Below are 19,069 nucleotides of genomic sequence, written 5' to 3'. Positions count from 1 at the left end.
ACGGCGCTACGTCCTGCGCGCGTGCAGGAGGAGGATCGAGGCGAGGGACGCTCTCGCGCAGGCCAGCCGGTCCAGGGGGCGCAGGGGACGCGGTACGCCGTGGAAGGGGGCCCCCGCGAGGCGTACGACGTCGAAGCCCGCCGCCGTCACGAACTCCCGCAGCGCGCGGGCCGTGTAGAGGCGCAGATGGCCCACCACCTCCCGGCCCGGACGGCCGTGGATCGCGCGCAGGCTGACCTCCGAGAACACCGGCTGCACCCCGACGGCCAGCAGACCGCGGTTGTACCAGGCGGCCAGGTTCGGCGTGGACAGCATGAGGTGGCCGCCGGGGCGCAGCACCCGGCGGATCTCGTCGAGCGCGGCGTCCGGGTCAACCAGGTGTTCCACCACCTCGCTGAACAGCACGGCGTCCACCGACGCGGTACGGAACGGCAGCCCGCCGTCGGTGAGTTCGCCGCGGATCGCGTACGGCAGCCGGGTCCGGGCGCGGGCGAGGGCGTCCTGGGACCAGTCGACGCCGACCAGGCGGTGGCCGGGCAGCAGGGGCGCGGCGGTGGCGGCGGCCGTGCCGTCGCCGCAGCCGATGTCCAGGATCGTGCGGCCGCCCCCGGGACCGGCCGGGCCGAGGGCGGCGGCCAGCAGGCGGGCCTGGCGCAGCGAGCGCGGGGTGCCCGAGGCGACGGGGACGGCGGGGTTCTCGTAGAAGTCACGCAGGCCGGCGGGCCGCTCGGGCGCGGTCGTCGGTGTCGGCGTCGGTGCCGGTGCCGGTGTCGGCGAGGGCGTCATGGAGCGGGGACCTCCGTCGAGTGCAGATGGTGCGCGAACAGGTCCCGCAGGCGCGCGCCGTCGCCGTCACCGAGCAGGGCGCGGGACCAGCGCAGGGCGAGGTGCAGCCGGCCGGCCGTGGAGGCGGTGGTGAACGTCAGACCGCGCGGCATCCGGGCGGGCGCCGAGAACCACACCGCGTGCGCCCGGCCCGCCTCCGCGCCGAAGTCCAGCGGGTAGGGGATCCGGCCGATGTTGCTGAGCAGCGTGGTGGATGTCCACGGGGACGCCGCGCGGCGCACCGCGCGGGTCGCGGCGGCCCGCCACGTCACGGGCATGACGGGCGCCGTCAGCAGGGCGGCGCCGTGCCCGAGTTGCGGGCGGGGGAGGGACTTCAGGGTGCGGGTGCGGGTAGCGGTGCGGTGCAGCAGGGCCGCCATGTCGATCCGGGACAGGTCGGCCAGCTCCTCGTCGGCGAAGGTCACTTCGACCAGCCGGGTGCCGTTGCCGATGGGCATGGTCAGGTCGCGGGGGCGGTCGTCGACGGGCATGGTGATGCGCAGCGGGGCGGCGCGGGCGCCGTGATCGCGGTTCCAGTGCGCGAGGGTCAGCGCGGTGGCGACCATGAGCTGGTCGTTCACCGTGTACGGGGCGCCCTTGGGCCGGTGCGGCAGACCGAGTTCGGCGACGAGCAGGCCGTTGCCCGGGGAGGCGTCCGGGGAGCCGGGGGCGACCCTGGCCGGGCGGACCCAGGGGGAGGGCGCGCCGGCGGGCGCCTGCGCGGGCTCGGCGGCCCGTACGGGCGGTGCGGCGGGGGAGTTGTCCCGGCCGCCGTACAGCTCCGCGGCGGTGGCGACGACCCGGAGGCAGGCCGGGCCGTCCAGCGCCGTGTGGTGGACGGTGAGCACCAGGACCGTGCCGCCCGCCTCCGGCACCGCCTCCAGCCGCACCGGCGGCGCCAGGGTCAGGGACGGCGCCTGTGTCAGCGCCCGCGTCCGCGCCTCGCGCACCGCGTCCGGCCCCGGCGCCGGGAACGTCACCACCTCCCGGTCCGGGCCCGCCGTCAGCTCCCACTCGTAGCGGCGCCGGTACCAGGGTCCCGGTGCCTCCCGCATGAGGATCCGCGGATGCCGGGCCAGCGCCTCCCCGAACGCCGTCCGCAGCCGGGCCGGATCGACGGGGCCCGGCAGGTGCACCTCGATGTGCACCGTCTCCGGCTCCCCGTCCCGCAGGCAGTGCCGCGCGATCTCGTCCACCACCGGGAACGGCACCCGCTCCGCGGGGCCGGGGTGTGCCGGACGCTCGACTGCGGTCATACGCGGTCGCCTCCCGCCGGGTCGTCGGGTGCCGGGGCTTCACGGAACCGGGTACGCGCGTCCGACGGGCCGGGCTCGGCGGCGCCGGGGCCGCGGGCGGTGAGCGTGGGGCCGGTGCCGGGGGGCCGGCGGGGCGGGGGGATGGCGGGCGGCTCGGAAGGGGCGGGTGGCTTGGCAGCGGCGGGGGGCGGGCCGCCGGCCGTGGTGGGTGGGAGTCCTGTCGTGGTGCGCGGGTCGTCGGCTGTGGTGGGCGGCAGTCCTGCCGTGGTGCGCGGGCCACCGGCCGTGGTGGGTGGGGGCCCTGTCGTCGTGCCCGGGCCGCCGGCCGTGGTGGGTGGGAGTCCTGCCGTGGTGCGCGGGTCGTCGGCCGGGACGGGCGGCAGTACCGCTGCCGGGTCGGGGCCACCGGCCGCAGCCGGCGGCAGTACCGCCGTCGGGCCCGGCTCCTCGGAGCCGTCCTCGGCACCGGCCCGCTCCCGCACGCTCACCAGCGCCGCGAACAGCGCGAGCAGCGCCAGCAGTTGGGCCGTACGCCCGAACGCCCCGGCCCCGTCGGCCACCGGCTCCCCGGCGCCCAGCGCGGCGACGATCCCCGCGCCCGCCAGGCCCAGGAACGCCAGCGGCACCAGCACCGCGTGCCGCCGGTGTGCCAGTACGGCCAGGGCCGGGACCAGCAGGGCGAGCCAGCCCGCGATCACCACGCCGGCCACGGTGGGCGCGACCGTGCCCAGCCACAGCCCGGGTGCCGGGGGCGGCGGCTGCTGCGGCTCGGGATTGGCGGCGCGGCGGCGCCACAGCACCAGGCCCGCCAGCACGGCCAGTCCGGCTCCGCTGCCGATGAGCGCGGCCTCGTACGTGGTCGCCGGCTGGTAGGAGAGGCGGAGCGTGCCGCCCGCCCCGGCGGGGACGCGCCAGCCCTGCTGCCAGCCGTCGAGCCGGACGGGGGTCAGCTCCTCGCCGTTCAGGGTGGCGCGCCAGCCGTCGTTGTGGTTCTCGTACGTCGTCAGGTAGGTGGCCGCGCCCGGGCCGACCGACAGTTCGCGGCGGTCGCCGAGCCAGTCCCGGACGCGCAGGCCGCGGTCGGTGGTGACGGGCTGAGGGGCGGTGCCGCGGGTGAGGGTGACGTCGGTGAGGATCAGCGGTCCGGCGTCGTCCGCCTCGACCCGGTGCGCGCCCGCGCCGAGGTCCGCGCCGTCCGCGCCGGCGCCGCAGAGCGTGACGTCCACCGGCCGCCGCTCCACCAGGTCCCGCAGGGTGCCCCGCACGCTCGTCCGGTACGGCTCGCCGTCCACCGTCAGCACCGGGCCCTTGCCGCACGGCAGGGTGAAGGCGCGGGTGGGGGAGGGCCGCGGGGTCCGGTAGCGGTCGAGGGACGGGATGTACGCCTCGGTGAGACCGACGGGGAGTTGCAGGTCCTCGTCGACGACCGGGTGGTGGAGCGTCAGGGGCGCGGTCTCGGTGATCGTGATGTCCAGCCGGTCCGTGGTGATCGGCGGGAAGCGGACCCAGCCGTTCTCGTCGACGGAGGCGATCGCCGCGCCGTCCGGGGAGCTGAGGTGCACTTCGGCCGGCCGGGACGACAGCCCGCCCGCCGCGGCCAGCACCAGCTCGCCCACCGGCTGCTTGCCGGGCCAGCGCAGATGGAGGGTGGGCCGGTCGCCCGCGATCCACGCGGTGGTCAGGTCGCCGTCGGTGAGGTTGCGGGCGGCGAGGCCGGGGCCCAGGCGGGCGGTGGAGTCGGCGGTCGCGGTGATGCGTTCCACCTGCTCGGGCGCGACCTCGTAGAGCAGCCGGTCCAGCTCCGGGCCGGGTACCGCGACCGCGCTCGCCGCCACCGCGTAGCTGCCCGCCGTGCCCGTGGTGAAGCGGCGGTGCAGTCCTGGCTCGGTGCCGGTCGGGGACATCCCGGCGGGGTCGGGGACGCGGTGCAGGGAGACGATCTCGGTCCCGGCGGCGGTGCGGGCCGCGTCCGTGGGCAGCCGCAGCGTCCGCGTGACCTGCACGCGGGGCAGGCCGACATCGGCGAAGCCCGCGCCGAGCAGCCCGGCCCGCCGGGCCACCGAGTCGACGATGGTCAGCTTCATCCAGCGGGTCTCGCCCTTCGGCGCCCGGACGGTCTGCGTCGAGCCGTCGGCCCGCAGCGGGCTCGTCACCCGTCCCCGCTCGGTCTCCACCCGCACCCGCGTCGGCGCCGACCGCACACCCTCCTGCGGCAGCGGGGTCACCCGGAACGCGGACGGCATGGCGTAGCCGTCGCCCGCGAACGCGATCCGCAGCCACTGCCCGTCCGGGGAGTCGTCGGAGCCCTCCGTCCACACGGTGTCCGGGTCGCCGTCGAAGGCGTTGACGGGGTCGAACTGCGGCAGGTGGAAGAACCAGCTGCCGTACGAGGAGGCGGTCACCGACCGCGCGCCGCGCAGCTCGGCCACCGTCTGGTGGTCGAGTCCGGTCACCGGCAGGATCTGGTGCGGCGGCTCGCCGGCGTCCTGGTGGGCGTCCGGCGCGTTGCGCTCGTCGCGGGTGTACGGGTACGAGGTGTTGGCGTTGACCAGCCCGAACCGGGTGTCCGCGCGGCGCAGCCCGTCGCCCGTCAGCTGGAGCGGCGGCGTGCCGAGCCCGGGGTGGCGGTCGCCGGTGAGGACGGTGGCCCGGCCGCGCAGTGCGGTGGCGAGCGGCAGCAGCGCCTCGGGGCCGCCGGAGACCTGCGCGGTGTCGGCGACCGGCCGCAGCGCCGCCTGCCCGGGACGCGGTACGTCCGGGTCGGCGGGCCGGTAGATCTCCACCGCCCGCTGCCTCGGGTAGAGGCCCTCCACCTGGAGCGGGGTGCCGTCGGCGATCCGGCCGCCGGTCATGACGGGCCCGTGCCCGGTGACCCGCTCGTACCCCGACTGCTCCAGGGCGCGTTTGACGGTCGTGGTCGGGGTGTAGCCGATCTGGTCGGGGTCGAGATCGTTGCGGACGACGACGTAGTAGATCCCCGCCCGGCTCAGGTAGTCGGCGAGTCCCGGGATCGCGCCGCCGGTCTGGAGCGCCTGCTCGACCGCGTCCATGGCGCGCCGGTTGCCGGGTGTGCCGAAGGGGACGTAGTCACGCTGGGCCCAGCGGCTGTCGGCGAGCACGTCGAGGGGCTGGTCGATGGTCGAGCCCCAGGTGTACACGCCGTGCGCGGTGGCCGGGACGACGAGGGCGCGCGAGTCGGGGGAGTACTTCTCCAGCCAGTCGGCGGTGGTCCGCCAGTACGTCGGCAGTTCCTTGAAGGAACCCGGGTTCAGGATCGACCCGTTGAGATACGGCCACACCAGCCCCGGCAGCACCAGCACCGCCGCGGCCAGCGGGGCGTGCCGGCGTGCGCGCACCGGGCGTGCGCGCACCGGGCGGATGCGCACCGGGCGTCCGCGCACCGGGCGGGTGCCGCGCGGCTCGGCGGCGACCGCGACGAGATGCGCGAGCCCCAGCACCAGCGCCAGCGCGAGGCCCGTCTGGAACTTGTAGATGTTGCGGAAGGGGGCCAGCCAGCCGTTCAGCCAGTCCTGGACGGCCGCGTGGAACGGCGCCCCGAACCCGCCCCCGTACCCGGCGAGCAGCACCAGCGCGCACACCAGCACCGTCAGCACCAGCCAGCGCCGCTCCGGCAGATCCCGCCGCGCCAGCCCGGCCAGCCCGAGACCGGCCGCCAGCGCCGAGCAGGCGACCACCACCGCCGAGGCGGCCACCGTCCACCCGGCCGGCAGCCAGGCCTCCCCGAAGTGCAGATACGCCACCCAGTTCCCGGCGCCGCGCAGCGCCTCCGTCGCCGACATGGTGGCCGTGGTCGTCTGCGAACTCTCCACGTACGGCAGGAAGTTCTCCCCGTAGGCGCCGAGCAGCAGCAGCGGGATCCACCACCAGGCCGTGGCGACGAGCACCCCCGGCACCCACCAGGCGATCAGCCCGCGCCGCCGGGGGCCGGGCGGCCGGGACAGCAGATAGAGCCCCACCGGCAGCAGCGACGCCAGCGTGGACGCCGCGTTCACCCCGCCCATGAACGGCACGAGGAGCGCCGAGCGCAGCGCCGCCACCCGGGCGGTGTACCGCTCGTCGGCCAGCGGCAGCAGCACCCACGGCAGGAACGCGCCGGGCAGCGCGGCGGCCGAGGTGGAGCCGACGACCGTGGTGAACACCGGCCACAGCGCGTATGCCACGGCCGCGAGCAGGCGGGACGCCGGACCGCCGATCCGCAGCCGTTCCGCGAGCCGCAGCGCGCCCCAGAAGGCGACCGTCACCACCAGCGACAGCCACAGCCGCTCGGCGATCCACACCGGGATCTGCACGGTCCGGCACAGCCAGTGGAACGGCAGCATCGGCCACAGATAGCCGACGTACTGGTCCTGGATGCCGCCGAACCCGGCCCGGTCGTGCCACAACTGCCCCAGATCGCCGAGGAACCGCCCGGGATCCACGGTCACACCGAGCTTGGTGTCGAAGGTCTGCCGTCCCGGCCGGACCGCCAGGAACAGGGTGAACACCACGGCCCAGAACCCCAGCAGCCAGCGCCGCGACCGGGGCCCGTGGGGCGGGCCCGCGGCGGTCGCGGAGGTGGGGACGGCTGCCGGGGGAGGGGCCTGGACCGTGGTCGTCATGCGGAACACCGCCGGAGGATGAGGAGGAGGTTCCAGGTGGCCACCTCACGCAGGCCGGGGACCTTCACGATCGCCTCGGTGAGGAACGGCCAGTAGCGGGAGCGGGCCGAGACGAGCGTGACGTCGTCGCGGGCGCGCACCTGCCGCAGCGTGGGGCCGATGTGCACGGCGAACAGGTTCTCGCCGAGGGTGTGCTTGGGCTGCCGTCCGGTACGGCGCCGGTAGCGGGCGCGGGCCCGCTCGGCGCCCAGGTAGTGCCAGGGCGCCCACTCGTGACCGCCCCACGGGGACAGCCAGTTGGTGAACGACACATAGATCAGCCCGCCGGGCCGGGTGACCCGCGCCAGCTCGCTGAGAAAGGTCTGCGGGTCGGCCACGTGCTCCAGCACGTTGGAGGAGAACGTGACATCCGCGACCCCGTCGGCCAGCGGCAGCAGATACCCGTCCGCCACCACCACCCCCGCGGGCGGTTTCTCCCCCAGCTCCCGCACATCGGGCTCGAACAGGTACGCCTGCGCGCCACGCCGCCGGAACTCCGCGGTGAAGTACCCGCCGCCACCGCCGACGTCCACGACCGTGCACCCGGCGACGGCCCCGGCGTACGCCTCGACCTGATCGGCGGAGTGCCGGGCGAGCAGCGCGTAACAGCCGTCCGGGTCCTCCTGTTCGCGCAGGAAGGCCCGGAACAACGCAAACGACCTGTGGAGGGACTCGGCCAAGGGGCGCGGTGAGCTGCGCGACGAACCACGACCGGCCCGCAGCCGCGAAACGACCGCACCCGCACGGCGACTAGGCATCACAGCCCCAGCCCCGCACGGCCTCCACGGCCACCGCACGGAACTGCCGCACGGTCCGATCCCAGCGATAGCGCGCCGCGTGCTCCCGCGCGGCCTTCCCCATCAGCTCCCGCCGCCGCCCGGACAGGGCCAGCGCGCACCACGCCGCGGCGAACGAGGACTCGCCGTGCGCCAGCACCCCCGTCTTCCCGTCCACGACGGAGTCCCGCAGCCCCGGTACGTCGAAGGCGACCGCCGGGGTCTCCCGCGCCGCCGCCTCGGTGACGACGAGCCCCCACCCCTCCACCGCGGAGGGGTGCAGCAGCAGCCACGCCGCGCACAGCAGCCGGTGCTTCTCCGCGTCGCAGACGTGGCCGGTGAACTCGACGCCGGGTCCGGCGAGGCGTTCCAGCCGCTCGCGTTCGGGCCCGTCGCCGACGATCACGAGTCGGCCGCCGGTGACGGGCCGTACCCGTTCCCACAGCCGCAGCAGCAGATCGATCCGCTTGTACTCGACGAGCCGCCCCACCGCCACGAACAGCGGCTCCGGCGAGCGGTCGGCGCGCGGCCCGGGGTCCTCGACCCCGTTGTGCACCACCCGGATGCGGTCCCGCTCGACTCCGATCGCGCGCAGCGCGTGCGCCGTCGACGGGGACACGGCGACCAGCAGGCCATGGGACCGCGCCCCGGCCAGCGCCCAGCGCTCCAGTTTGCGGCCGAGCCGGGCGGCGGGCGCGAGGGGGCCGCCGAACCGCATCCCCCACAGGTCCGTGTGGACGTGGTTGACCAGGCACAAGGTCGGCCCGCGGTGCCACAACGGCGCCAGGTACGGCATGCCGTTGCACACCTCCACCAGCAGATCCGTCTCCCCCACCTGCCGGGCGAAGGCGGAGCGGGCACGCAGGTAGTGGCCGTAGGGGCCGCCCGCGGAGACGACCCGGTAGTCGCGGTAGGAGGCGGGGCCGCCGCACAGGAGGGTGACCTGGTGGCCGAGGCGGGTCAGGCCGTCGGCGAGCCGGTCGACGAGGAGTTCGGAACCCCCGGCGGCGGGGTTGCCGAGGTCGCGGTGGGCGAGGAAGACGATCCGGCGCGGAGGTGGGGGGAGCGCCGGGGAGTGGTGCTGCGGCGGCTTGGGGAGTGCCGCGCGCAGCGGGGGCACGTGCTGGGGCATGGGTGCTCCAACTCGTCTCGGGGTGCGGAACGAGGTGTGGGGGAAGGGGTGTTCCGGGTGTTCCGGTGGGTTTCCTGGTGAGGGGTGGGGGTCCTGCTGAGGGGGTGGGGTTTCCTGCTTTCGAGCTGCGTGGGGGCTGTGGACAGGCTGTGCCCGGGGTGGGTGGACAGTTTTGGCCCAGCGCATCGCCACGGCTACTCACCGGAGTGACAATTTCGGCGGTTGTTATAGCTGACGTCACATCAGTTCATGAGGGACGGCCGGCCGCCTTCCCTTGACGGCGAGTGAGCGCCTTGCCGACACTGAGCACCGACAGGCAGGGGCGGGACACCCGGGGTGGGACGACCTCCCGACCAGAGAGGCAGACCCTGCATGTCCAGACTGACCGCCGCCGCCGTCACCGTGGTGGCCGCCGCCGCGCTCGCCGTCGCCGCCGCCTTCGGCGTCGTGGCGCTGCTCGGAGCCACCCCCGACCAGCCCAACACCCCGCTGATCACATACGAGGAAGCGGGCCGGGGGAGCCGGCCGTGACCGCGCACCCGGCGGCGACCGTCCCGCCCCGCTCGGCCTGGCACCACGTCCCCCGGATCCAGGTGCGCCGGTTCGCCTCGATCGCCCTGGCCGAGGCGCCCGCGCTCGCCGAGGAGATCATGCGGGAGATCCGCCGCGAGTACCCGCACCTGCCCGTCGTGCTGGACGAGAACGGCGAGCCGATGGCGCTGGTCGGCATCCGTCGCGCCATCGAGTCCTTCGTGCAGCACCTGGAGCACGTCCACGACGCCGCGGGCAGCCCCACCGTCCCGCCCGGCCTCTTCGAGAACTTCGGCCGCGGCGAGGGCCTGAACGGGCGCAGCCTGGACTCCCTCCAGGCCATCTACCGGATGGGCGTACGCCTGGCCTGGCGCCGGTTCGCCGACATCGGGCAGCGCGTGGAGATCCCGCCGCCCGCGATGTACGAACTCGTCGACGCCGGGTACGAGTACCTCGACGGCCTCGTCGACCAGTCCGTGCGCGGCTACGCCGAGGCCGCCGCCCGCCAGGCCGGGGAACGGCTGCGCCACCAGCGCCGGCTGCTGGAGGTGCTGCTCGCCGAGAGCCACCGCGACCGGTCCGCCGGCGACCGCGACGACCCCGCCGACGCGCTCGTCGAACGGGCCGCGCGGATCGGCTGGCCGCTGCCCGAGAAGGTCGCCGTCGGTGTGCTGCTGCGCCCGGCCCGCGAAGCGGTCGCGCCCGCCGTCGGCCCCGAGGTGCTGCTCGACATGGACTACGAGCGGCCCCGCATGGTCGTGCCCGAACCGGACGCCGCCGGCCGCCCCGAGCTGCTCCAGCGGGCGCTGACCGGCTGGGCGGGCGCCATCGGGCCGCCCGTGCCGCTCGCCGAGGCCGCCAAGTCGCTCGCCTGGGCCGAGGCCGCCGTACGCCTCATGGAGCGGGGTCTGCTGCCCGCCGGGGAAGTGCTCTTCTGCACCGAGCACACCGAGGCGCTGGTGCTGCTCCAGCCCGAGGAACTGATCGACGACCTCGCCGCGCGCTGCCTCGCCCCGCTCGCCGCGTGCGGCCCCGCCCACGGCCGGCGGCTCGCGGAGACGCTGCTGGCGTGGCTGGAGACGCGGGGCGGCGCGCCCGAAGTGGCCGCCCGGCTCGGTGTGCATCCTCAGACCGTCCGCTACCGGTTGCGGCAGATACGGGAGTTATGGGGCGACGGCATCGACGACCCCGACCGGCGCTTCGAACTGGAGCTGGTGCTGCGCGCCCAGCGTCTGCGCGGCGAGATCGGCCGCAGCGGCCCTCAGCCGCGCCGCACCCGCCGGATGGGCGGCCGCACGGGATCGCGCCCCACGACGACGCGCCCGGAGTAACCCTGCTGCGCCTTGGCGTGCCGGGTTCTGCCGGAGACGGGATCGACGGCGCCCGGCACGAGGTGGCTGAGCACCAGCGTGCCCACCCCGGCGCGCTCGGCGAGCGGCCCCGGCCCGCCCGCGCCGGTGCGACCGATCTCCATGTGCCGCAACTGCGCGGGCCGCAGCCCCCCCAGCTTCAGCGTGGCCGGATGCATCACCTCGTGCCGTCATAACCCACTGGACCGGAACGTCACCCGGTGGAGACAGTGAGGCCCATGACGTCTTCCGTCCATCACGTGACCATCGACTGCGCCGACGCCTACCGGCTCGCCGGCTTCTGGGCCCAGGCCCTCGGCGCCTCCATATCCGACGCGGACCGGCCCGGTGACCCCGAGGCGCTCGTCGAGACCGCCGCCGTGAAACTGCTCTTCGTCTCGGTGCCCGAGACCAAGAGCGGCAAGAACCGCCTCCACCTCGACCTGATGCCGGACCACCGCACCCGCGACGAGGAGGTCGAGCGCCTGCTGGCCCTCGGTGCCACGCCGGTCGCCGACCACCGCAGGCCCGACGGGCGGGGCTGGGTCACGCTGGCCGACCCCGAGGGCAACGAGTTCTGCGTGGAGTGCGGCGCCGCCGAGCGCGCGGCGCTGACCGGCGCCCGGCCGCCCGTCACCGCGGACGACGTGACCACTGCCGTGCACCTGGCCGTCGGCACACTCGACGGCGTCCCGGCCGGCGACTGGACGGCACCGGCCGGTTCCCTGGAGTGGAGCCGCTGGGAGACCGTCGAGCATCTGAGCGACGACCTCTTCGCGTACGCGGTCCAGCTGGGGCCGCGCAAGCCGCCGCTCGACGGTGAAGTGCCCTACCGGTGGGCCCCCGCCCGTGCGGGCGGACCGGCGAACGCGATCTGGGCGGACCCCGGGGCCGGCCCCGCCGGGCTGCTGCAGACGCTGGAAGCGAGCGGCGCCCTGCTGGCGGCGATGGTGCGCACGGCCTCCCCGGACCTGCGCTCGTACCACTCGTACGGGATCTCCGACCCGGAGGGCTTCGCCGCGATGGGCATCGTGGAGACCCTGGTGCACACCCATGACGTCGCCGAAGGACTCTCCCTGCCCTGGACGCCGCCCGAGGACCTGTGCGACCGGGTCCTTGCCCGGCTCTTCCCCGAGGCCCCGGCCGACGAGCACCGCTGGACCGTCCTGCTGTGGTGCACCGGCCGCGCCGACCTGCCGGGCCGCGACCGCGTCACCTCGTGGAAGTGGCACGGGGCACCGCTGTAGCCACCGCGTCACCTGAGGAGGGCTTGGCACATCGACGACAACGGGGCGTCGGGACGCGACGGGTGGTGCCCGGCTCCACAGGACCGCACAGGTCGCGTTCTCCGCGCAGGTCGGTGTCCCGTCCATGTTCCTGCCGGGACGGCCGGCCGCGCGGGACCCGGAGGACACCGCACCGCTGCGCGGTGTGCGCGTACACCGCCCTGCCGGAGGAGGAGCGCACCCTCGCCGCGGCCCGGGAACTGCTGGGCGAGGCCTTCGGGTAGCTGAGGAAGATCTGAGCGCGCCGGGGTTTCGGCTGCGGCGGAACCATTGCCCCGCCGGAGGCTCCATGAGTAGCCTGTTCGCTATTCCGACCGTCAGTTGAAATTTCGAACACAGGGAGGGGGTCGGCCGTGGGACGCCTCGTACCTGCCGTGACCCGGGCTCTCGACATCCTGGAGCTCTTCCTCGACGGTGACGGGACGCTCTCCGCCCCCGACATCGTGCGCAAGCTCCAGCTGCCCCGCACCACCGTCCACGAGCTGGTCACCACGCTCGCCGCCCGGTCGTACATCGTCCAGGTGCCCGGCCAGCCCGGACGCTACCGGCTCGGCGTGCGCCCGTACCAGCTCGGCAGCCGCTACGCCGAACAGCTCGACCTCGCCGCCGAGGGCCAGCACGTCGCCCGGACCGTCGCCGAGACCTGCGACGAGACCGTGCACGTCGCCATCCTCGAAGGCACCGACGTCATCTACATCGCCAAGGTCGACTCCACCCACGCGGTGCGCATGGTCTCCGCCGCCGGCCGCCGCCTGCCGGCCCACTGCACCTCCGTCGGCAAGATGCTCCTGGCCTCCCTCCCCGAACCGGAACTCGCCGCCCGCGTCCCCGACGACGCCGAGCTGATCGCGATGACGCCGAACAGCATCACCGAACCGGCCGCGCTGCGGGAGGTCCTGGCCGAAATCCGCCGCCGCGGGATCGCCGTGGAGAGCCGCGAGTCCAACCCGGACGTCAGCTGTGTGGCCGCCCCCGTCCGCGACCGCACCGGGCAGGTGGTCGCCGCGCTCTCCATCTCCGTGCCGATGATCCGCTGGAGCGAGGAGCGCCGCGCCGAACTCGAACAGCTCGCTGCCAAGGGCGCCGCGGAACTCTCCGAGCGGCTCGGCCACCGGAGCGTGGCCGCGTGAGGGCGTACGAGGTAGCGGTGCGCGCCGAGGCCACCCTCGGCGAAGGCCCCACCTGGGACGCGGCCGGGGACCGCCTGCTGTGGATCGACATCCTCGGCTCCCGCGTCCACACCTACGAACCGGCCACCGGCCGCCGCACGGTCCGTACGACCGAGCAGCACGTCGGCGCGGTCAAGCCGCGGGCGGGCGGCGGGCTCGTCCTCAACCTCCGTGACGGCGTCGCACTCCTCGACCCCGACGGCGCCTTCCGCTGGCTGCACCACGAGCCGGTCCCCGGCCGCCGCGCCAACGACGCGGCCGTCGCCCCCGACGGCGCGCTCTGGGCGGGCACCATGCGCTACGACGAGGCACCCGGTGGCGGCACGCTGTCCCGGCTCACCGGCGACGGCACGGTGGACGTCGTCCTGGACGACGTGGCCGTGAGCAACGGGACGGGCTGGAGCCCGGACGGCCGCCTCATGTACTACATCGACACCCCGACCCGGCGCGTCGATGTCTTCGACGTCCTCGACGTCCTCGACGTCGCGGGCGGCCGGGTGGGCAATCGCCGGACCCTCGCCGAGATCGAGGAGGGCGCGGGCTTCCCCGACGGCCTCACGGTGGACGCGGAGGGCTGCGTGTGGGTCGCGCTGTGGGACGGCGGGGCGATCCGCCGCTACACGCCCGGCGGCGAGCTGGACCGCGTCATCGAGTTGCCGACCCCCCGGGTCACGGCGTGCGCGTTCGGGGGCACGGACCTCAGGGACCTGTACGTCACGACCGCCCGGGTGGGACTGCCGGCGCCGCATCCGCTGTCGGGGTCGCTCCTGGTGATCCCGGGGGCGGGCCAGGGGCTTGCGCAGCCGGCGTTCGGGGGCTGACCGTCCCCGGGGCTGCGGTAACCGTGCCGGGTGCGGTGAGTGTGCCGGGTGTCGTGGCCGTGCCGGGTGCGGGTGGTGGGTGGCTGGTCGCGCGGGTCCCCGCGCCCCTCGGGGGGAGCGGTCGCCCGGGTCCGTGGGGCGGCACCCGGGGAGCGCCGGCCCGCGCACCCCATCCCCGGCCGGTCCCACCGCACCGGGTGCCTAGGACAGGCCGGCCAGCCGGAGTTCCTCCGCGCTCAGCGGAGGCGCGGACAGGGGCCGCTTCACCGGGCCCACCACCGCCGCCAGCACCGCCCCCGGCCGTAGCAACCGCTCCGGTCCCGCCGTCATGCTGCTGACCTCCCACACGGCGGACGCCGCGCTGTACGAGCCGGTCATCGCGCGTGTCATCCGGCGGGTGTACCCGGTCGCCAGGCGGTCCGCGAGGCCCGGCGTGCCGCCGCGCGTGCCCGGGTACCAGATGTCCTGGCCGACCGCCATGGTCCAGGCCGCGTGCACCGCCCGGGCGGCCCCGCGCTGCGCCCGCCGGGCGACACCGGGACCGGTGAGCCCGGCGCGGCCCAGTTCGCGGGCGAGGGCGCACGCGCCGAGCGCGGCCACCGACATGCCCTGCCCGTACGCCGGGTTGAAGGTGGCCAGCGCGTCCCCGAGGACGACGAACCGCTCGGGCCAGCGGCGGGTCTTCTCCAGGTGGCGCCGGTGGTTGCCGGTGCTGCGGCTGACGTGGACGTCGGTGAGCGGTTCGGCCCGGGAGATCAGCCGGCCCACGATGGGGTGCGGCAGGCCGAGGGCGTACCGCAGGAAGGCGTCCGGGTCCGACGGGGGCTCGCCGCCGCCGCGGGTGCCGGCGAGGCTCGCCATCCAGCGGCCGCCCTCGATGGGCAGGACCATCCCGCTGCGGCCCGGCCGGGACCCGTACGGGTCGGCGTGCAGGACGGTGACGGGGAAGTCCTCGGCGCCCTCGGGTATGCGGTACACGCGTGTGGCGTTGACCAGCCCGGCGTCGACGGTCTGCGCGCGGACGTCGGTGACGCCCATCGCCCGCAGCCAGGCGTCCACCCGGGACCCGCGCCCGCTCGCGTCGACCACGAAGTCGGCGTCCAGGTCCTCGGTGCCGCTCGGCGTCGACACCCGTACGCCCGTGACCCGCCGCGCGTCCCCGGCCAGTTCGACCACCTGCCCCTTGCGGAGCTTCGCCCCGGTGTGCGCCGGCACCGCCTCCCGCACCACCCAGTCCAGCAGCGCCCGGCTGCACGCCAGCATGTGCGGTCCCGGACCGTGCCAGCGCCGCAGCCAGCCCTCCGGGGTCAGCGACACCATGCCGGAGGCGAGCGAGACCTCCCTGGCACCCGAGGCGAGCAGTCGCTCCCGTACGCTCACGCCGGGCACCAGGTCCTCCATCGCGGCGAGGCCGCCGGCCAGGAGCATGTGCGCGTGGCGGCCCTGCGGGAGTCCCTTGCGGTGCTCGGGCCCGTCGGGCAGGTCGTCGCGGTCCCAGACGATCACCTCGTCGGCGACGGCGGACAGGGCCGCCGCGGCCAGCATTCCGGCCAGTCCGGCTCCGATGACGACAGCTCTACGCGGCATGGGGCTCCTCGCACTGGGCCGGGACGGCGGGCGACCAGGCGTCCGGTGTGGCAGGCGGTCAGTCCTGGCAGGCCTTCACCGTACCTTCACCCGCCGTTCTCGCGGCGGGAGTTCGGGCCAGCGCCTGCGCCAGCTCCACCAGCGCGCCCGCGCCGGACACCTCGGTGGCGTGCAGCCGGTAGGTGGTGGGCGCGGGCAGCGGCGCCTGCCGGGCGGCGGCCCGCCGGGCGGCCGCGTCGAGCATGGCCGCCTCCGCCGCGATCCGCGCCTGGTGCGGCGTACGGCCGCTGTCCAGCGCGGCCGACAGGGCGGTCCGCCGCACCCGGTCGTCGAAGTACGGCGCCAGGGCGAGCAGCGCGTCATGGATGGCCACCTCCCGCCAGTGCAGCCGCTCCAGCGGGAGGTGCCACCAGGACGCGGGCGGCTTCGGGGCCGTCGAGACGAACTCCACCCGGGACCACAGCGGTCCCAGCCGCCAGTAGTCCCGCAGCCCGCACCAGTGCGCCACGGCGGCGGGCAACAGCCTCGGCAGCACGAAGCCGGCGGAGCAGACCAGGGCGCCGAGCGAGGCCATCGGCGGGGCGACGCTCGTGGAGAGGACGTCGAGGTCGTGTCCCGTCCAGCGGGCCACGACGGCCGCGTACTTGGTGGCCTGGAAGCCCAGCAGATCCAGCAGCGCCCCGATGAGGATCAGCCGCAGCCCGGTGCGCAGCAGCCCGGTGACCTCGCGGCCCCACTTCAGGCACACGACGCACATGGCCACCATGGCGGCGGTGTGCCCGAGCAGATACAGCACGATCATCTCGCGCATGTACGGCGTGTTCGCGTAGTAGGTGTCGAGGTCCGTCAGCCGCTCGGTACGCGCGTCGGCGAGGACGAACAGCACCACGATGGCCACGATCAGCGGGCCGTAGGCCGCGATGCTGAACCGGACCATCCGCCGCACCCGTTCCCGCGCCCCGCCCCGCCAGTAGACCAGCAGGATCAGCAGCGAGCAGCTGTACGCGGAGAGCATGCCGTAGGTGAGCGGGGCGCCGAAGTTGGGGACGCCGGTGAGGTCGTTGACGGCGGCCAGCGTCACCGGCGCCGAGCAGCAGAACACCAGCGCGCCGAGACTGATCGCCACGCAGGTGGACACGGTCAGCGGGTTGCGTACGTGGGTGCCCGGCCGCCGGAACAGCACGAGGGCGGCGAGCGCCAGCGCGCCGGCCCCCACGAAGACGACGAGGCTCATGCGTGCGAGCTCCGGGCGACGGTCACCGGCTGCGGCCCCGGCGCGCCGTGCGGGAGCACGGAGGTGGCCAGGACGTCGGCGATGTCCACCAGCGCGGCCGGCTCCGGCGCCCGGTCGGGGAAGAGCCCGGGCGGGCAGGGAGGCCGGGCGTTCGCCGGGTCGGCGGCCTCGCGCACCGCCGCCGCGATGACCGTCGCCCACGCCACGGCCGACGCCCGCTCCGGGTCGCCCGTCGCGCGCAGCACGGTTCGCAGGGTCTCGTCGTACAGCGCGCAGTCCACGTACGCGTCGAGATAGCCGAGGGCGTTGTGGATGCTGGTCTGCCGCCACACCAGCCGGGTGGCGGGGGAGGCCCAGCGCGGGCGGGGCAGGCGCAGGGCGCGGCGGGCGAGGATGTCGTCCAGCTCGCGCTCCAGGGGCTCCAGACGGACGTAGGCCCGCCGGGCCCGCCGCCACTCCGTCAGCCGGGGACCGGCCAGCGGGACCAGGATCCCGGAGGCGGTCACCACCGCGCCGAGACCGGCCGCCGCCGGGGAGACATCGCGGTCCAGTGCCGACCAGTCGTGGCCCGCCCAGTGGGCGGACACGGCGATCAGCTTGCCGGCGCTGTACCCGGCGCCGCACAGGGTGCCGAGGCCCAGGGTCGCCAGGCCCGCCCGCAGCCAGCCGCGCACGTGGCGGGCCCAGCGCAGCGCGGAGAGTGTGGTGACGGCGGACGCGGTGAGATGCCCCAGCAGATAGAGCAGGATCATCTCGCGGATGTAGGGCGTGCTCGCGTAGTAGGTGTCCAGGTCGGTGCGGCGCTCCACCGGGGCCTCGCCGAGGACGAACATGACCACGATGCCGGTGACGACGCCCGTGTACGCGAGGACCCAGCGCCGCGCCGTGCGCCGCATCCCCGGCCCGCCGCGCCAGCGGACGATCAGCACCTGCGAGGCGGCGCTGTACGCGGTGATCGCCACGTACGTCACCGGCGCCGCCAGGTTGGGGATGCCGCTGAGCCGGTTGACGGCGCCGATGGTGGGCGGCGCGCCGAGCAGGAAGCACAGGCCGGCCAGGGCCAGCACCGCGCACATGGACCGCAGATAGGGGTCGTGCCGGTGGCGCAGCAGATCCGGGGACTTCAGCAGCAGGCCGAGCCAGAGGAGGCCGGCGCTGAGGTAGTTGGTCAGTGCGTTCATCGCCGGGTCCCGCGGTAGTTGAGCGCGGCCCCGATGCGGCCGGCGAGGTCCTGGGTGTCGTCGCCCCGGTCCGCGTACACGGAGTCCGCCGGGGCCTCCAGCCAGGTGCGCAGCCGGCGGCCCATCAGCATGCCGAAGCGGTCCGCCTCCTGCTCGTCGGCGAGGGTGAAGTCGGTGCGCGCCGCGGCGGCCCGGAGGCCGTCCGGCCCGCCCGCCGTCTGCCGCTGGTGCATGTGCCACACCTCGTGGCAGAAGATCACGATCTGATGCCATACGGCGGCCCGCTTGTCCACGACGACGTTGTCGTGGGTCTCCCCTTCCAGCCAGAGGCCGCTGGCGGTGTGCGGAGGGAAGACCTCCCGGTGGACCACGATCTTCCGTCCGCGCCACCGCGTGGCCGCCTCGACGACGGCCTGGAACATGACCTCGGGATCCGCGGGAACCGGCACCCGTATGGAGTCGATGAGGGCGTCGGCGAGACGACGCATCTCCCTGTTCGTTCGCACGGTTCTCCCCGTGGCTGCGCGGGTGTTCGATGCAGCAATATGCCAAGACCGGCATCGCTTCAGCCACCTCCCGTCATCCGGGTGGGGAAAGCAGGCCGGGAGGAATGAGGGTGTTACGGACGAAGACGGTCAGGCGCCCGAACAACAATGGCCGAAAACCGGACGCGCCGACCCCCAGGTGAGCGCGGCTCCGCCATCCCCGGGTGGGCAGCACCCGACCGGTCCTCGTCCCGCGTCGGCGCCCCGCGCCCAACTGTCCACCTGCGCACAGGGCCCCGCGTCCCGTGCGGGTGGCGGCCCGCTGCCCGGCACCGGTGGTGCGGTCGGGGGCGACGTGGGCGCCCGGGATCCGGATGCGGCCGCGCCGCCGCCACCGCCGGTGGGGCGGGGCCCGGCCGGGCCCCGGCCCGCCTCGGTGCCTCGCGCCCGGCTGGCCACGTGCGCCCACGGGCCGGTGTCCCGCGCGGGCCGCGGGCCTGCGGCCCGCTCCGGCGGCCGGCCCGGGGGTGGGCCCGGCAGCCGCTTCGCCGGCCGGCCCGGTGGCGGTCCGGGCAGCCGAACCGGTGGTCGTTCGGGCGGCCGGTCCGGTGGTCGCCCCGGGGACCGGGCCGGTGCCGGTGCGGGGGCCGTCGGCGCGGACGGGGCCGCGGAGGTGTGCCCTGGCGTACGAACGGGGGGGTCCCGTGGTCACGGGGCGGGCGGGAACGCCCGGTCGCGCGTCCGGTCGTCCGCGGTGCGGCGCCGGTCGTCGTGGGCCG

General features: G+C 75.4%; 15 protein-coding genes. 5 read left to right on the top strand and 10 right to left on the bottom strand.

The window, feature by feature from the left end:
- Window positions 1-6 precede the first annotated feature (6 nt).
- The 5 genes from VE614_RS15010 to VE614_RS14990 are packed head-to-tail and all read right to left on the bottom strand — an operon-like array spanning window position 7 to window position 8,647.
- Window positions 7-786 (bottom strand): class I SAM-dependent methyltransferase, encoded by a 780-nt coding sequence (locus VE614_RS15010; RefSeq protein ID WP_324936713.1) that lies wholly within the window; start codon window positions 784-786, stop codon window positions 7-9.
- Window positions 783-2,081, bottom strand: a complete 1,299-nt coding sequence (locus VE614_RS15005) for a condensation protein (RefSeq protein ID WP_324936711.1) — start codon at window positions 2,079-2,081, stop codon at window positions 783-785. Before VE614_RS15005 ends, VE614_RS15010 begins: the two co-directional genes overlap by 4 nt.
- Complete coding sequence (locus tag VE614_RS15000) at window positions 2,078-6,700, bottom strand: alpha-(1->3)-arabinofuranosyltransferase domain-containing protein (protein WP_324936709.1); 4,623 nt, start codon at window positions 6,698-6,700, stop codon at window positions 2,078-2,080. Before VE614_RS15000 ends, VE614_RS15005 begins: the two co-directional genes overlap by 4 nt.
- A complete protein-coding gene (locus VE614_RS14995; RefSeq protein WP_414719573.1) occupies window positions 6,697-7,497 on the bottom strand; it encodes a class I SAM-dependent methyltransferase in 801 nt (266 codons plus the stop codon). The genes VE614_RS15000 and VE614_RS14995 overlap by 4 nt, the downstream gene beginning before the upstream one ends.
- Entirely contained in the window at window positions 7,490-8,647 is a 1,158-nt protein-coding gene (locus VE614_RS14990; protein WP_324936705.1) for a glycosyltransferase family 4 protein, read from the bottom strand. The genes VE614_RS14995 and VE614_RS14990 overlap by 8 nt, the downstream gene beginning before the upstream one ends.
- A 372-nt stretch (window positions 8,648-9,019) precedes the next feature.
- Between VE614_RS14990 and VE614_RS14985 the strand changes: the two genes are divergently transcribed.
- Window positions 9,020-9,178, top strand: a complete 159-nt coding sequence (locus VE614_RS14985; RefSeq protein WP_324936703.1) for a hypothetical protein — start codon at window positions 9,020-9,022, stop codon at window positions 9,176-9,178.
- Window positions 9,175-10,509, top strand: a complete 1,335-nt coding sequence (locus VE614_RS14980) for a helix-turn-helix domain-containing protein (protein ID WP_324936701.1) — start codon at window positions 9,175-9,177, stop codon at window positions 10,507-10,509. Before VE614_RS14985 ends, VE614_RS14980 begins: the two co-directional genes overlap by 4 nt.
- On the opposite strand, the gene VE614_RS14975 is transcribed toward VE614_RS14980, so the two are convergent.
- Window positions 10,440-10,706: a hypothetical protein gene (locus VE614_RS14975; RefSeq protein WP_324936699.1), complete on the bottom strand. Its 267-nt coding sequence runs from the start codon at window positions 10,704-10,706 to the stop codon at window positions 10,440-10,442. The two genes, VE614_RS14980 and VE614_RS14975, sit on opposite strands and share 70 nt — an antisense overlap.
- Before the next feature lie 60 nt (window positions 10,707-10,766).
- Here VE614_RS14975 and VE614_RS14970 point away from each other — a divergent pair, with 60 nt between their 5' ends.
- From VE614_RS14970 to VE614_RS14960, 3 genes are all read left to right on the top strand, one after another.
- Window positions 10,767-11,774 carry a VOC family protein gene (locus tag VE614_RS14970; RefSeq protein WP_324936697.1) on the top strand — a complete coding sequence of 336 codons (1,008 nt, stop codon included), beginning with the start codon at window positions 10,767-10,769 and terminating at the stop codon, window positions 11,772-11,774.
- A gap of 392 nt (window positions 11,775-12,166) precedes the next feature.
- Window positions 12,167-12,943 (top strand): IclR family transcriptional regulator, encoded by a 777-nt coding sequence (locus VE614_RS14965; RefSeq protein WP_324936696.1) that lies wholly within the window; start codon window positions 12,167-12,169, stop codon window positions 12,941-12,943.
- On the top strand, window positions 12,940-13,803 hold the full coding sequence (locus VE614_RS14960; protein WP_324936694.1) for an SMP-30/gluconolactonase/LRE family protein: 864 nt from the start codon (window positions 12,940-12,942) through the stop codon (window positions 13,801-13,803). Before VE614_RS14965 ends, VE614_RS14960 begins: the two co-directional genes overlap by 4 nt.
- Before the next feature lie 201 nt (window positions 13,804-14,004).
- On the opposite strand, the gene VE614_RS14955 is transcribed toward VE614_RS14960, so the two are convergent.
- From VE614_RS14955 to VE614_RS14940, 4 genes are read right to left on the bottom strand one after another with little or no spacing between them, the layout of a single operon-like run.
- Window positions 14,005-15,390, bottom strand: coding sequence for an NAD(P)/FAD-dependent oxidoreductase (locus tag VE614_RS14955; protein WP_324936691.1), 1,386 nt, complete (start codon window positions 15,388-15,390; stop codon window positions 14,005-14,007).
- Window positions 15,391-15,448: 58 nt separating this feature from the next.
- Window positions 15,449-16,624 (bottom strand): MAB_1171c family putative transporter, encoded by a 1,176-nt coding sequence (locus VE614_RS14950; RefSeq protein WP_324936689.1) that lies wholly within the window; start codon window positions 16,622-16,624, stop codon window positions 15,449-15,451.
- Window positions 16,621-17,805, bottom strand: coding sequence for an MAB_1171c family putative transporter (locus VE614_RS14945; RefSeq protein ID WP_324936687.1), 1,185 nt, complete (start codon window positions 17,803-17,805; stop codon window positions 16,621-16,623). Before VE614_RS14945 ends, VE614_RS14950 begins: the two co-directional genes overlap by 4 nt.
- Window positions 17,802-18,311 (bottom strand): toxin, encoded by a 510-nt coding sequence (locus tag VE614_RS14940; RefSeq protein WP_324936685.1) that lies wholly within the window; start codon window positions 18,309-18,311, stop codon window positions 17,802-17,804. Before VE614_RS14940 ends, VE614_RS14945 begins: the two co-directional genes overlap by 4 nt.
- Window positions 18,312-19,069 lie beyond the last annotated feature (758 nt).

The organism is Streptomyces sp. (genome assembly GCF_035645055.1).
Taxonomy (GTDB): Bacteria; Actinomycetota; Actinomycetes; order Streptomycetales; family Streptomycetaceae; genus Streptomyces.
This window is presented reverse-complemented; position numbering and strand designations above follow the sequence as displayed.